This is a genomic window from Tardiphaga sp. P9-11 (assembly GCF_008329525.1).
GTDB lineage: Bacteria > Pseudomonadota > Alphaproteobacteria > Rhizobiales > Xanthobacteraceae > Tardiphaga.
This window is the reverse complement of sequence record NZ_NPKQ01000011.1, coordinates 1-14,093: the sequence shown is the minus strand read 5'-3', so window position 1 is coordinate 14,093 and position 14,093 is coordinate 1. Positions and strand designations below refer to the sequence as shown.

The following is a 14,093-nucleotide window of genomic DNA, read 5'->3' as shown; positions in this document are numbered from 1 at the left end:
GTGCAGTGCGAAAGGCGCCGGCTTTCCAGATCCCGTTCAGATCTCTTGTTCCCGCGCGAGAAAATTATCTTGCACAGGTTCTCTGTCGAGCAAGCCTGCTTCGCTCTTGGGCAAGTATGCAGCAGCGGATCTTGCTACTCATAGATACCAAAATGAAGCTGGGCCGCTCGACGAGACCCGGCATTATGTCTGGGAGGACATCACGATGCGTAAGGTGCTGCTTGCGACCTGTCTTGGCACAATGGCGGCCTCTGCCGCAGGCGTTGCCATCGCCAATGATGAACTGACAAAGATGGCGCAGAACCCGAAAGACTGGGTGATGCCAGCGGGCGACTATGCCAATACGCGCTATTCGAAGCTGAACCAGATCACAGCGGCTAATGTCGGCAAGCTGCAGGTGGCGTGGACCTTCTCTACCGGTGTTCTGCGCGGCCACGAAGGCGGCCCGTTGATCATCGGCAACATGATGTATGTGCATACGCCGTTCCCGAACAAGGTCTATGCGATGGACCTGTCGCAGGACAACAAGATCGTCTGGAAGTATGAGCCGAAGCAGGATCCGAACGTCATTCCAGTGATGTGCTGCGACACCGTCAATCGGGGCGTTGCCTATGCGGACGGCAAGATCTTCCTACACCAGGCCGATACCACGCTGGTCGCGCTCGACGCCAAGACCGGAAAGGAAGTCTGGACCGTGAAGAACGGTGACCCCGGCAAAGGTGCGACGGGCACGTCGTCTCCACTCGTGGTCAAGGATAAGGTCCTGATCGGCATCTCGGGCGGCGAATTCGGCGTCCAGTGCCACATGACCGCCTATGACCTGAAGACAGGCAAACTCGCTTGGCGCGCCTTCTCGGAAGGACCGGACGACCAGATCATGGTGGATCCGGAGAAGACCATGGCGCTGGGCAAGCCGGTCGGCAAGGATTCCAGCCTGAAGACCTGGCAGGGCGATCAGTGGAAAATCGGCGGCGGCTGCACCTGGGGGTGGACCTCCTACGATCCTGAACTGAATCTCGTCTATTACGGTTCGGGCAATCCCTCGACCTGGAATCCGAAGCAGCGTCCCGGCGACAACAAGTGGTCGATGACCATCTTCGCGCGCGATGCCGATACAGGCATGGCCAAGTGGGTCTATCAGATGACGCCACATGACGAATGGGACTATGACGGCGTCAATGAAATGATCCTCAGCGATCAGCAGATGAACGGCCAAAACCGCAAGCTGCTGACGCATTTCGATCGTAACGGCCTCGCTTACACCATGGATCGTGTCACCGGCGAATTGCTGGTCGCCGAAAAGTACGATCCGAAGGTGAACTGGACCACCGGTGTCGACATGAACAAGTCGTCGCCGACCTATGGCCGCCCGAAGGTGGTTGATCAGTATTCCACCGAGAAGCAAGGTGAAGACGTCAATACCAAGGGCGTCTGCCCGGCGGCACTCGGCACCAAGGATCAGCAACCCGGGGCCTATTCTCCGGACACCCAGCTGTTCTATGTGCCGACCAACCACGTGTGCATGGACTATGAGCCGTTCAAGGTGAACTACACCGCCGGTCAGCCTTATGTGGGTGCGACGCTGTCGATGTACCCACCTCCGGGCGAAACCCACATGGGCAACTTCATCGCCTGGGATAACAAGACCGGCAAGATCGTCTGGTCCAACAAGGAACAGTTCTCGGTCTGGTCAGGCGCCCTCGCCACTGCCGGCGGCGTGGTGTTCTACGGGACGCTGGAAGGCTACCTGAAGGCGGTCGATGCCAAGACGGGTAAGGAACTCTACAAGTTCAAGACTCCGTCCGGCATCATCGGCAACGTCACCACTTACGAAAACAATGGCCGGCAGTATATCGCCGTCCTGTCAGGCGTCGGCGGCTGGGCCGGTATCGGTCTCGCAGCGGGTCTGACGGATCCGACTGCCGGTCTCGGTGCCGTCGGTGGTTACGCGGCCCTGACCAGCTATACCGCACTCGGCGGCGCGCTGACGGTCTTTGCACTCCCACAGTGAACTGACGCATCAGTCACCGGCGCATGGCTTCGTCCATGCGCCGGTCTTTTCTGAAATAGCATGCCGAGGATAAGCTCTTGCGTCACATTTGGTCTGTCATTGCCGTGATCGCTTTCATGGCCTCTGGAAGTGTTACCTTCGCCGAGGACGTTGGCGATCCCACAGCCGTCAAATCCGAAGACGGCAAGTATTTCGACAAGGATGGCAATCCCACCTTCAAGGTATCAGCCGATGGCACCGTCGATTGGTACACATATTCCGGTTACCGCCGCTATCACTCGGAATGCCACGTTTGTCACGGCCCGGACGGCATGGGCTCGACCTATGCACCGGCACTGAAAGATTCGCTCAAGACGATGAGCTATGGCGACTTCCTCGGTGTGGTCGCCAGCGGCCGCAAGAACGTCAGTTCGTCGCAGGAGAATGTCATGCCGGCGTTCGGCGATAACACCAATGTCGCCTGCTACATGGACGACCTCTACGTCTACCTGCGTGCCCGTGCCAATGATGCGGTTGGCCGCGTGCGTCCCGGCAAACGCGAGGATAAGCCAGCGGCCTATACCCAGGCTGAGAGCGCCTGCATGGGGAAACCCTGACAATGCGAGCTCAAGCGACATGATGACCTGCAGTCCAGATGACAAGGGGAGTTGAGAATGAAGACCCGCGCCGCAGTCGCTTTCGAAGCAAAGAAGCCTCTGGAGATCGTCGAGGTCGATCTCGAAGGGCCGAAGGCCGGCGAAGTTCTGGTCGAGGTCAAGGCGACCGGAATCTGCCACACCGATGCCTATACGCTCGACGGTTTTGACAGCGAAGGCATCTTTCCTTCCATTCTTGGTCATGAGGGCGCAGGCATCGTGCGTGAGGTCGGTCCCGGCGTCATCTCGGTCAAGCCCGGCGATCACGTTATCCCGCTCTACACGCCGGAATGCCGGCAATGCAAAAGCTGCCTGAGCCAGAAGACCAATCTCTGCACCGCGATCCGCGCCACCCAAGGCAAGGGCGTGATGCCCGACGGCACGTCACGCTTCAGCTATCAGGGCAAGCCGATTTATCACTACATGGGCTGCTCGACATTCTCTAACTTCACGGTGCTCCCTGAAATTGCCGTCGCGAAGATTCGCGAAGACGCGCCGTTCGACAAGAGCTGCTATATCGGCTGCGGTGTCACCACCGGCGTCGGCGCTGTGGTCAATACGGCAAAGGTTACGCCGGGCTCCAATGTCGTCGTGTTTGGTCTGGGCGGGATTGGCCTCAACGTCATTCAGGGCGCGCGCATGGTCGGCGCCGATAAGATCATTGGCGTCGATCTCAATGACGACAAGGAAGAATGGGGCCGCCGCTTCGGCATGACGCATTTCGTCAATCCGAAGAAGGTTGATGGCGATATCGTCCAGCATCTGGTCTCGCTGACCGATGGCGGCGCCGACTTCACCTTCGACTGCACCGGCAATACCACGGTCATGCGACAGGCACTCGAAGCCTGCCATCGCGGCTGGGGCGTCTCCGTTGTCATTGGCGTCGCGGAGTCCGGGAAAGAGATCGCGACCCGGCCATTTCAGCTCGTCACCGGCCGGGTCTGGAAAGGCACAGCCTTCGGTGGCGCGCGCGGTCGTACCGACGTGCCCAAGATCGTCGACTGGTACATGAACGGAAAGATCGAGATCGATCCGATGATTACGCATGTCCTCAAGCTGGAAGAGATCAACAGGGGATTCGATCTGATGCACGAAGGAAAATCGATCAGATCGGTCGTCGTGTTCTGAATGCAGGCCGCAACACCAGAGTGCCAATACAAAAATGCTTCACACAAGTGACGCATCATACAAGGAGGATAGACTGATGACTGTTCATATCCACCCGTCCGTTGACGGCGGTGTCAGACAAGGTTCAGGCCATTTTGCCGGCGGAACGCTCGTCTGCAAATGCAGCGACAAGCCGGTCAAGGTAGGCGTCAAAGGCGACGTGGCTCATAATCATGCCTGCGGCTGCACCAAGTGCTGGAAGCCAAGCGGCGCGACGTTCTCTGTCGTCGCGGTGGTCCCGCGTGAAAATGTCACCGTACTGCAGAACGGCGACAAGTTACGCATCGTCGATCAGGCTGCCACCATCCAGCGCCACGCCTGTACCGGCTGCGGCACACACATGTTCGGCCGCATCGAGAACAAGGGACATGCGTTTTACGGCCTCGACTTCATACATCCTGAATTGTTCGAAGAAACCGGGTCGGCCGCACCGGGCTTCGCCGCCTTCGTCTCGTCGGTGATTGAATCCGGCGTGAAGCCGAGCGAGATGCCCGCAATACGGTCGCGCCTGAGGGAACTCGGACTCGAACCTTATGATTGCCTTTCGCCCGCGCTGATGGATGTTCTCGCCAATCACGTGGCAACGGCCAAAGCGGCCTGATTCAACATAGCATATGAGCATCTGCCGGTGGCGACATGTCGCCACCGGCGCTGGTCCGTAGATCTCCTTCTGCAAGGGGTGCTTCGACTTGGTGGGGCACCCGAACAACCGCGCGTCGGCCTCGTTCCGATCGGCCCGCTGCTTGGTCGCGATACTCACAGAATCGACTGTCGAAGAAGGGTAGCCCGTAAGGGTAGGCATGCGCCTTCGCCCTCACCATGCACCGTGTGCTGATGTCCCGCCGGTCTAGCAGCGTGCCATGCTACACAACTCGCCTCCGACGGTAGCAACCGGCGAGAGAGCTTCACAAAATTTTTCGAGGTGCTGACGGCGCCGATCGAGATGCGGCCGGCGGCCTTGCCCATCATCATTTCCAGCGATGTTTTGTAGTACGGGATCGCGGCTTCGATCCCTTTGGAAAGCGACTGGCATCTCGCGCCAGGCGCGGTCAGGAGCATGCCGTCGCTGCTGCGCTAAATCAGTGGCAGGCCCTGCCAGGGTCTGCAGATTGCGCATGTCCAGCGTGACCGCGGGCTGCGTCGGATGCACTTTTTGGCCGCAGCCGTGACAGAGCGATCGCGGCGAGCGCGCAAATGGAGAAGGGCAATTCCTGCAGAAATCGGCTCGCCACTGTCGCCCTTTCTATAAGGAAAACTTTGCCGCGACCAAAGATAAGAAAATTTTACTAATTCGTCCGGCTGGGATGTTGTTGGGGTGCGGAGGGCCGAACGGCACGACGCTTTGAAATAGCCCCGCAGAGGGCAGCAACGAGGGAACGGCCATGGATGAACGCGTGACGCTGCGTTCGCATCTTAATCGCGCGGCGGCAGAGATGCCGAACCGGGCCGCGGTTGCCGCTGTGATCGAGGCAATCGCCGGTGCGTCCATCGACCTTGCCGACCTCATTGCCGACGGCCCGCTGGCCGGCATCACCGGTCGTCTCAGCGGCGTGAATTCCGACGGCGATGCACAGAAGGACATCGATCTTGTCGCGGACAGGATGATGCGTCGCGCGCTGGTCGTGACACCCGTCGCCGCCATTCTCTCCGAAGAGGGAGAATTGCCCGAAATTCTCGACATCGCTGCGCCGCTCTGTGTCGCGATCGATCCGCTGGATGGCTCCGCCAATCTTGAGAACAACATTTCGGTCGGAACGATCTTCTCGATTCGTCCGCGCGGCAACGATGTGGTCTCCACCTTCTTCGAGCCCGGCACGGCCCAATGCGCCGCGGGCTTCGTGGTCTACGGTCCCCAGACCACGCTGGTGCTGGCGCATAGCGGGCGTGTCGACATCTTCATTCTCGACCGCTGCGCGCGTGAATTCCTGCTTGTCGCACAAGGCGTCAGGATTGCGCCCAATACGCCGGAATTCGCCATCAATGCGTCGAACCGGCGGCACTGGCACGGTCCGGTGCGGACCTATATCGACGAATGCCTGGCCGGTACTGGTGGTAATGGCGGCGCCGATTTCAACATGCGCTGGATCGGCTCGCTGGTCGCCGAGTCGCTTCGCATTCTCGTTCGCGGCGGTGTGTTCCTTTATCCGGCTGACGCGCGCCCCGGATACCGTGAAGGGCGCCTGCGCCTTTTATACGAAGCACACCCGATGGCGTTGGTCATGGAGTGGGCCGGAGGCTCCGCAACCACCGGCCGTCGCCGCATCCTCGAACTCGCGGCCCGAACGCCGCACCAGCGCGTGCCGCTGATCATGGGCTCGATGGGTGGCGTTCGCGACGTCGCCGCCATTCACGAAGGGATCGAACCGATGTTCGACAATAGCGACGCGCCGCTGTTTGCGCGGCGTGGCCTGTTTCGCTGAACCGGGGACAGAGAAAAATGTCGCGCAGCTATCCCATCATATCGATCACGGGTTCGTCGGGCGCCGGCACCACCTCGGTGAAAAAGACGTTCGAGAACATTTTCCGTCGCGAGAAGGTCGCTGCCGCCTATATCGAGGGCGATGCGTTTCATCGCTACGACCGCGTCGAAATGCGCACGAAGATGCTGGAGGAAGGCGAGAAGGGCAACAAGCACTTCAGCCACTTCAGCCCGGAAACCAACCTGTTCGAGGAGCTGGAGAAAGTCTTCCGCGACTACGGCGAGTCCGGCACCGGCACCGTCCGTCATTATGTGCACGACGAGGACGAAGCCAAATTATACGGGGCGGCGCCGGGGACCTTTACCGAATGGGGCCCGCTGCCGGAAAAGTCCGACCTGCTATTTTACGAAGGCCTGCATGGCGCTGTGGTGACCGACAAGGTCAACATCGCCCAGCATGCCGACCTCAAGGTCGGCGTCGTTCCCGTCATCAATCTGGAGTGGATCCAGAAGCTGCATCGCGACCGCAAGGATCGCGGTTACACGCAGGAAGCCGTCACCGACACCATCCTGCGGCGGATGCCGGACTATGTGAACTACATCTGCCCACAATTTGCCGAGACCGACATCAACTTCCAGCGTGTGCCAACGGTCGACACCTCGAACCCTTTTATCGCGCGGTGGATCCCGACGCCGGATGAATCGATGGTGGTGATCCGGTTGAAGAATCCGCGCGGCATCGATTTCCCCTATCTGCTGTCGATGATCCCCAACAGCTTCATGTCGCGCGCCAACTCGATCGTGATCCACGGCTCGAAGCTGGATCTGGCGATGCAGCTCATCCTCACCCCGCTGATCCTGCAATTGATGGAACGCAAAAGGCGCACGGCATGAATATTCAGAGTCCCGCTCCCCAGATGGATCAAGCGACCGTTCCGCACGCGGATATGGCGAATGCGATTCGCTTTCTCGCGATCGATGCGGTGGAAAAGGCGAAGTCGGGTCATCCCGGCATGCCGATGGGTATGGCCGATGCGGCGACGGTGCTGTTCTCACGCTTCCTTAAATTCGATGCCGCCGATCCGTCTTGGCCAGACCGCGACCGCTTTATCCTGTCCGCCGGCCACGGCTCGATGCTGCTCTACGCGCTACTGCATCTGACCGGATCGGCGGAGGTGACACTCGATCAGTTGCAGTCGTTCCGGCAATGGGGCTCGAAGACACCCGGCCATCCTGAATACGGCCACACCGCGGGCGTCGAGACGACCACCGGCCCGCTCGGCCAGGGTATCGCCACGGCGGTCGGCATGGCCTTGGCCGAACGCCTGATGAATGCCCGCTTCGGCGACGGTCTCGTTGATCACTACACTTACGTGATCGCCGGTGACGGCTGCTTGATGGAGGGCCTCAGCCACGAGGCGATCTCGCTTGCGGGACATCTGCGGCTCAATCGTCTGATCGTGCTGTTCGACGACAACCAGATCTCGATCGACGGCGCGACCTCGCTGTCGTGTTCGGATGATCAACTCGCGCGCTTCACGGCATCGGGATGGTCGGCCGCCCGCGTCAACGGCCATGATCCCGAGGCGGTGGCCGCGGCCATTGCACAGGCGCGCGACAACGACCGCCCGTCGCTGATCGCATGCCGCACCGTGATCGGCTTCGGCGCACCGAATCGGCAAGGCAGCGAGAAGGCCCATGGCGCGCCGCTGGGCGCGGACGAGATCGCGAAGACGCGCAACGCGCTGCACTGGCCGCACGCACCCTTCCACGTTCCCGATGCGGTGGCGCGACAATGGCGCGCGGTCGGCGCGCGCGGACAGACAGCGCATGCGGAATGGGCGGGGCGCGTTGCGCGTCTCGACGGCGCTGTGCGGGACTACTTTCAGGCCGCGCTGAAGGGTCAGCTTTCCGGCGGATACGACGATACGCTGGCCAAGATTCGCGCGCATTTCTTGCAGGAGCGGCCGAAGATCGCCACCCGGCAGGCCTCGCAACTCGTCATCGATGTCATTGCCGATGTCTTGCCGAATCTACTCGGCGGATCGGCTGACCTCACCCATTCGAACCTCACGCGCGCCAGGATGCAGACGCCGGTCCAGCACGATGCCTTCGACGGCAGCTACGTCCATTATGGCGTGCGCGAGCACGCCATGGCGGCGGCAATGAACGGCGTCGCCTTGCATGGCGGCTTCATTCCCTATGGCGGCACATTCCTGTGCTTTGCCGATTACAGCCGCCCCGCGATCCGGCTGGCCGCGTTGATGGGCATCCGCGTCATTCACGTGATGACGCATGACTCGATCGGGCTTGGCGAAGACGGCCCGACCCATCAGCCGGTCGAGCATCTGGCTTCGCTGCGCGCGATTCCGAACTTGCTGGTGTTTCGCCCCGGCGACGCCGTCGAGACCGCCGAGGCCTGGGATTGCGCGTTGCGGACGCCGCATGCGCCGTCGGTGCTCTGCCTGTCGCGCCAGGCGCTCCCTGTGTTCCGCGGCGGCATCGATTCCACCAACCGGGTCGCGCGCGGTGCCTATGTCGTCATCGAGCCGGAAGGCGGCCGCGACGTCACCCTGGTTGCAGCCGGTTCCGAAGTGTCGATCGCACTGGTCGCGGCAAGACTGCTCGCCGACGACGGCATTCGCGCCGCGGTGGTGTCAGCGCCGTGTTTCGATTTGTTCCGGCAACAGCCAAGCGCGTATCGGGCCGCAATTCTCGGCAGCGCTCCGCGCGTCGGTGTCGAGGCCGCGATCGAGGGCGATTGGGCGCGCTGGCTCGGCGACGGTGGTGAGTTCGTCGGCATGACCGGATTCGGGGCCTCGGCGCCTGCGGACGATCTATATCGCGAATTCGGTATCACCGCTGCGGCGGTTGCAACGGCGGCGATGCGCTGCATCGCCCGCTCGCGCATCGCCGCCGTCGAATGAGTTGTTCGGGACAAAACAACGAAATGGAGGACCCATGGCACGCATTACACTGAGGCAACTGCTCGATCACGCTGCCGAACATGGTTACGGCGTGCCGGCCTTCAACATCAACAACATGGAGCAGGGCCTGGCGATCATGGAGGCCGCCGCCGAGGTCGACGCACCGGTTATCATCCAGGCTTCGCGCGGCGCGCGCTCCTACGCCAACGACATCATGCTGGCGAGGATGATCGATGCACTGGAGGAGATGTATCCGCATATTCCGTTATGCCTGCACCAGGACCACGGCAACGAAGAGTCCACCTGCGCCACTGCGCTACAGTACGGCTTTACCTCGGTGATGATGGACGGCTCGCTGAAGGCCGACGCCAGGACTGCTGCTGACTACGATTACAATGTCGACATCACGCGTCGCGTGGTCGATATCGCGCACTGGATCGGCGCATCCGTCGAAGGCGAACTCGGCGTACTCGGTTCATTGGAGCATGGCGGCGGCGAGCAGGAGGACGGCCACGGCGTCGAGGGCAAGGTCAGCCACGACCAGTTGCTCACCGATCCGGATCAGGCCGTCGACTTCGTCCGGGCCACAAAGGTCGATGCGCTGGCGATCGCGATGGGGACTTCGCACGGCGCCTACAAGTTCTCGCGCAAGCCGGACGGCGACATTCTCGCCATGACGGTCGTCGAGGAAATTCACCGTCGGCTACCAAATACGCATCTCGTAATGCACGGCTCGTCATCGGTGCCGCAGCCACTGCAGGACATCTTCAATCAATTCGGTGGCGAGATGCCGCAGACCTGGGGCGTGCCGGTCGAGGAAATCGTGCGCGGCATCAAACACGGCGTCCGCAAGGTCAATATCGATACCGACTGCCGCCTCGCGATGACCTCCGCCTTCCGGAAGGTCGGCGTGCAAACCAGAGGTGAATTCGATCCGCGGAAATTCCTGAAACCGGCGATGGACGCGATGCGCGACCTCTGCCGCGAACGCTTCGAACAATTTGGCACCGCGGGTCACGCCGCAAAGATCAGGGTGATTCCGCTGGCCGAAATGGCGAAGCGCTATCGCAGCGGCGCGCTCGACCCGAAGATCGGCAACATCGCACAAGCTGCCGAGTGAACAGACCTTATTCCATCCGGTGACGCCGGGTCCAAACGAGGAGGCCACCATGAATGAACATGCTTCGATAACGATCCGCGGCAAGGACCGCTACAAGTCCGGCGTCATGGAATACAAGAAGATGGGTTATTGGGAGCCCGATTATGTCCCCAAGGACACCGACATCATCGCATTGTTCCGGGTGACGCCGCAGGACGGCGTCGATCCGATCGAGGCCTCGGCAGCGGTTGCCGGCGAATCCTCGACCGCGACCTGGACTGTGGTGTGGACTGACCGCCTCACGGCCGCTGAAAAATACCGGGCCAAGTGTTTTCGTGTCGATCCGGTGCCGAATTCGCCAGGCCAGTACTTTGCCTATATTGCCTACGATCTCGACCTGTTCGAGAACGGCTCGATCGCCAACCTGTCGGCCTCGATCATCGGCAACGTGTTCGGCTTCAAGCCGCTGAAGGCCTTGCGGCTGGAAGACATGCGGCTTCCGGTCGCTTATGTGAAGACGTTCCAGGGCCCGGCCACCGGCATCGTGGTCGAACGAGAGCGGATGGACAAGTTCGGCCGCCCACTGCTCGGCGCGACTGTGAAGCCGAAGCTTGGTCTGTCCGGTCGTAACTACGGCCGCGTCGTCTACGAGGCGCTGAAGGGCGGGCTCGACTTCACCAAGGACGACGAAAATATCAACTCGCAACCCTTCATGCATTGGCGCGAGCGCTTTCTCTATTGCATGGAGGCGGTCAACAAGGCGCAGGCGGCGTCCGGCGAGATCAAGGGCACATATCTCAACGTCACCGCCGGCACCATGGAGGACATGTACGAGCGCGCCGAATTCGCCAAGCAGCTCGGCTCCGTCATCATCATGATCGACCTCGTGATCGGCTACACTGCAATCCAGTCGATGGCGAAATGGGCGCGTAGGAACGACATGATCCTGCATCTGCACCGCGCAGGGCATTCGACCTATACGCGGCAACGCAATCACGGCGTCTCGTTCCGCGTCATCGCCAAATGGATGCGGCTCGCCGGCGTCGATCACATCCATGCCGGCACAGTCGTCGGCAAGCTCGAAGGCGATCCGGCGACGACGCGCGGCTATTACGACATCTGCCGCGAAGACTACAATCCGGTGCAGCTCGAACACGGCGTGTTCTTCGAGCAGAACTGGGCCAGCCTCAACAAGGTGATGCCGGTCGCATCGGGCGGTATCCATGCCGGCCAGATGCATCAGTTGCTCGATCACCTTGGCGAAGACGTCATCCTGCAGTTCGGCGGCGGCACCATCGGTCATCCGATGGGCATCCAGGCCGGCGCCACCGCCAACCGCGTGGCGTTGGAGGCGATGATCCTCGCTCGCAACGAGGGCCGCGACTACCTGCATGAAGGCGAGGAGATTCTTGCCAAGGCGGCGATGACCTGCACGCCGCTGAAGGCGGCGTTGGAAACGTGGAAGAACGTCACCTTCAACTACGAATCCACTGACATGCCCGACTACGCCCCCACCCCCAGCGTCTCGCTGTAAGGAGGACTATCATGCGCATCACTCAAGGCTGCTTCTCGTTCCTGCCCGATCTCACCGATGAACAGATTTCAAAACAGGTGCAGTATTGCCTCGCCAATGGCTGGGCCGTGAACATCGAATTCACCGACGATCCGCATCCTCGCAACAGTTTCTGGGAAATGTGGGGGCTGCCGATGTTCGATCTGCGCGATGCCGCCGGTGTGCTGATGGAATTGACCGAATGCCGCAAGGTCTACGGTAACAGTTACATCCGGCTATCGGCGTTCGACTCCAGCCATGGCTGGGAATCGGTGCGGCTGTCCTTCATCGTCAACCGTCCGAAGGAAGAGCCCGGCTTCCGGCTCGAGCGGCATGAGGTGGAAGGCCGCAACATCCGCTATACGACCAAATCCTATGCCGTCGACCGACCCGAAGGCCAGCGCTATGGTGCGTCGTGAATACGCTGACCGCGGTCGATAGCTCCGGCGCTGCGCCGCCGGCGACGCTGGTCGATCTGCGCCGTGAGTTCGACGAGGTCGGCATCGGCGAGGTGCTCGATCAGCTCGATCGTGAATTGATCGGGCTGAAGCCGGTGAAAACGCGGATTCGCGAGATTGCTTCGCTGCTGCTGATCGAGCGCATTCGCAAACGCATGGACCTGGCGTCGGGCAACCCGACGCTGCACATGTCGTTCACCGGCAATCCCGGCACCGGCAAGACGACGGTGGCGCTGCGCATCGCCAGCATCCTGCATAAACTGGGTTTCGTGCGGCGAGGGCAGGTGGTGTCGGTGACACGCGACGAACTGGTCGGGCAGTATATCGGCCACACCGCGCCGAAGACGAAGGAGATCCTGAAGAAGGCGATGGGCGGCGTGTTGTTCATCGACGAGGCCTATTACCTGCATCGGCCTGATAACGAGCGCGACTACGGCCAGGAGGCGATCGAGATCCTGCTGCAGGTGATGGAATCGCAGCGGGAGGATCTGGTGGTGATCCTCGCCGGCTATGGCGACCGCATGGACAAGTTCTTCGGCAGCAATCCCGGCTTCCGCTCGCGTATCGCCCACCACATCGATTTCCCCGATTATGCCGACGACGAGTTGCTCGCCATTTCCGAATTGATGCTCGGGGATATGAACTACAAATTCAGCGCCGATGCGCGCGCGGCGTTCGTCCGCTACATCGCGCTGCGCAAGACCCAGCCGCTGTTCTCCAACGCCCGTTCGATCCGCAACGCGCTCGACCGCATGCGGCTGCGTCAGGCCAACCGGCTTGTTGCCGATCTCGACCGCGTGCTGAGCGCCGACGACATCATGTCACTGGAGGCTTCGGATGTGCTCGCGAGCCGGGTGTTCTCGAGTGGTTCTGGCGGGTAATGGCGCCCGCGCAGCAGTCAGCCAGTAGCCCCAATTCGCCCTATTGTGAAATAGAGACGCCAGCCAAACCTACCCCGAGCCCGTCCATTCGGTGGAGATCGAACCGGTCGCCGACGAAAGTCTCCCGAAAATGGGAATTTCAAAGGTATTTTCCGAAGACTTTCGGGAGTTCGCCGGCATTGAGGCAAATTACACCGCCAAGAGACGTTTCCGGACTGCAAGAAAGCCCGCCAATAGCGGGTTTTCAGAAAAAGGGGCAGCTTATAGGTCTGCGGCACTGCCTGGCTGGGGCGGGAGTGTTGTTCGCGCCTGTCTCCGTGCCAATTCCCTGCAAACAGGGAATTTTACAGGGAATTTGCAATTCTCGACGCCGGTGCACGTCTTCGACCCGTCCCATTCTGCGGATTAAGGACGAAAATCGTCGAATTCCCTGTGCCTCGAAGGGAATTCATTTCGAATTAAAGGCAACCATAAGGATCAGGGAAGACAAAAGCAGTTCTCCATCCGAGGGCTGGCTGCGGCACTTGCTGAAACTCTCTGTTGGAAATACTCGAACCAAGCCTGCTGAAGTATCTGCATGGATGAAGTGAGAAAGATGAAGGCCATCACGGCAGTCACGGCCGGGTCGGGCCATGCGCTCGCCGAACCAAATCTTAGGGCGGCAAACACGACGATGACATTGCATCGTTGCAGGACCACAGCCAAACCGATGAAACATTGGCGCCGCCGTCCTGCATGGCCGGAGCCTGTTGCGTTTCGTGCACGTGAACCTGGTACATAATCGTGCCGGAACAGCCAGATGGTAGCCTTTGGCGCAAATGTATGGACCGGCTGCTGATCGCAAGTGAGATTATGCTTAGATAGCGGAAGTCGCTGATATGTATCCGGCCTGTTGATCGGCTCGCGGGCCGTGGCCTTGATGGGGATACGCACGCGCCTTTGGC

The 14,093-nt window shown here is 60.7% G+C and carries 11 protein-coding genes and 1 pseudogene; 11 read left to right on the top strand and 1 reads right to left on the bottom strand.

The window, feature by feature from the left end; all coding sequences use genetic code 11:
* Positions 1-205: 205 nt before the first annotated feature.
* The 11 genes from xoxF5 (at position 206) to cbbX (ending at position 13,149) form a co-directional block, all read left to right on the top strand.
* Positions 206-2,011, top strand: a complete 1,806-nt coding sequence (xoxF5, locus tag CIW50_RS25225; protein ID WP_149533917.1) for a lanthanide-dependent methanol dehydrogenase XoxF5 — start codon at positions 206-208, stop codon at positions 2,009-2,011.
* A 116-nt stretch (positions 2,012-2,127) separates the two neighbouring features.
* Positions 2,128-2,607 carry a c-type cytochrome, methanol metabolism-related gene (locus tag CIW50_RS25220; RefSeq protein WP_149534043.1) on the top strand — a complete coding sequence of 160 codons (480 nt, stop codon included), beginning with the start codon at positions 2,128-2,130 and terminating at the stop codon, positions 2,605-2,607.
* Positions 2,608-2,664: 57 nt separating this feature from the next.
* Positions 2,665-3,774 carry an S-(hydroxymethyl)glutathione dehydrogenase/class III alcohol dehydrogenase gene (locus CIW50_RS25215; RefSeq protein WP_149533916.1) on the top strand — a complete coding sequence of 370 codons (1,110 nt, stop codon included), beginning with the start codon at positions 2,665-2,667 and terminating at the stop codon, positions 3,772-3,774.
* Positions 3,775-3,850: 76 nt separating this feature from the next.
* Complete coding sequence (gfa, locus tag CIW50_RS25210; protein ID WP_149533915.1) at positions 3,851-4,414, top strand: S-(hydroxymethyl)glutathione synthase; 564 nt, start codon at positions 3,851-3,853, stop codon at positions 4,412-4,414.
* 781 nt (positions 4,415-5,195) lie between these two features.
* Complete coding sequence (locus CIW50_RS25205) at positions 5,196-6,233, top strand: class 1 fructose-bisphosphatase (protein WP_149533914.1); 1,038 nt, start codon at positions 5,196-5,198, stop codon at positions 6,231-6,233.
* 17 nt (positions 6,234-6,250) lie between these two features.
* Positions 6,251-7,126 carry a phosphoribulokinase gene (locus tag CIW50_RS25200; RefSeq protein ID WP_149533913.1) on the top strand — a complete coding sequence of 292 codons (876 nt, stop codon included), beginning with the start codon at positions 6,251-6,253 and terminating at the stop codon, positions 7,124-7,126.
* The gene (gene tkt, locus CIW50_RS25195) at positions 7,123-9,159 is read left to right on the top strand and encodes a transketolase (protein WP_149533912.1); all 2,037 of its coding nucleotides are present in this window, start codon (positions 7,123-7,125) and stop codon (positions 9,157-9,159) included. The genes CIW50_RS25200 and tkt overlap by 4 nt, the downstream gene beginning before the upstream one ends.
* A gap of 34 nt (positions 9,160-9,193) precedes the next feature.
* Positions 9,194-10,279 carry a class II fructose-bisphosphate aldolase gene (fba, locus tag CIW50_RS25190; RefSeq protein WP_149533911.1) on the top strand — a complete coding sequence of 362 codons (1,086 nt, stop codon included), beginning with the start codon at positions 9,194-9,196 and terminating at the stop codon, positions 10,277-10,279.
* Between the two features lie 49 nt (positions 10,280-10,328).
* Positions 10,329-11,792 (top strand): form I ribulose bisphosphate carboxylase large subunit, encoded by a 1,464-nt coding sequence (locus CIW50_RS25185; protein ID WP_149533910.1) that lies wholly within the window; start codon positions 10,329-10,331, stop codon positions 11,790-11,792.
* Positions 11,793-11,803: 11 nt separating this feature from the next.
* A complete protein-coding gene (locus CIW50_RS25180) occupies positions 11,804-12,229 on the top strand; it encodes a ribulose bisphosphate carboxylase small subunit (protein WP_149533909.1) in 426 nt (141 codons plus the stop codon).
* 5 nt (positions 12,230-12,234) lie between these two features.
* The gene (gene cbbX / locus CIW50_RS25175; RefSeq protein WP_149534042.1) at positions 12,235-13,149 is read left to right on the top strand and encodes a CbbX protein; all 915 of its coding nucleotides are present in this window, start codon (positions 12,235-12,237) and stop codon (positions 13,147-13,149) included.
* 477 nt (positions 13,150-13,626) lie between these two features.
* On the opposite strand, the pseudogene CIW50_RS29910 reads toward cbbX, so the two are convergent.
* A pseudogene (locus CIW50_RS29910) lies at positions 13,627-14,093 on the bottom strand (hypothetical protein); the annotation flags it as partial.

Bases quoted from the DNA above. Each gene is read 5' to 3' on its own strand.
- xoxF5 (WP_149533917.1), top strand. From the start codon at position 206: ATGCGTAAGGTGCTGCTTGCGACCTGTCTTGGCACAATGGCGGCCTCT.
- CIW50_RS25220 (WP_149534043.1), top strand. From the start codon at position 2,128: ATGGCCTCTGGAAGTGTTACCTTCGCCGAGGACGTTGGCGATCCCACA.
- CIW50_RS25215 (WP_149533916.1), top strand. From the start codon at position 2,665: ATGAAGACCCGCGCCGCAGTCGCTTTCGAAGCAAAGAAGCCTCTGGAG.
- gfa (WP_149533915.1), top strand. From the start codon at position 3,851: ATGACTGTTCATATCCACCCGTCCGTTGACGGCGGTGTCAGACAAGGT.
- CIW50_RS25205 (WP_149533914.1), top strand. From the start codon at position 5,196: ATGGATGAACGCGTGACGCTGCGTTCGCATCTTAATCGCGCGGCGGCA.
- CIW50_RS25200 (WP_149533913.1), top strand. From the start codon at position 6,251: ATGTCGCGCAGCTATCCCATCATATCGATCACGGGTTCGTCGGGCGCC.
- tkt (WP_149533912.1), top strand. From the start codon at position 7,123: ATGAATATTCAGAGTCCCGCTCCCCAGATGGATCAAGCGACCGTTCCG.
- fba (WP_149533911.1), top strand. From the start codon at position 9,194: ATGGCACGCATTACACTGAGGCAACTGCTCGATCACGCTGCCGAACAT.
- CIW50_RS25185 (WP_149533910.1), top strand. From the start codon at position 10,329: ATGAATGAACATGCTTCGATAACGATCCGCGGCAAGGACCGCTACAAG.
- CIW50_RS25180 (WP_149533909.1), top strand. From the start codon at position 11,804: ATGCGCATCACTCAAGGCTGCTTCTCGTTCCTGCCCGATCTCACCGAT.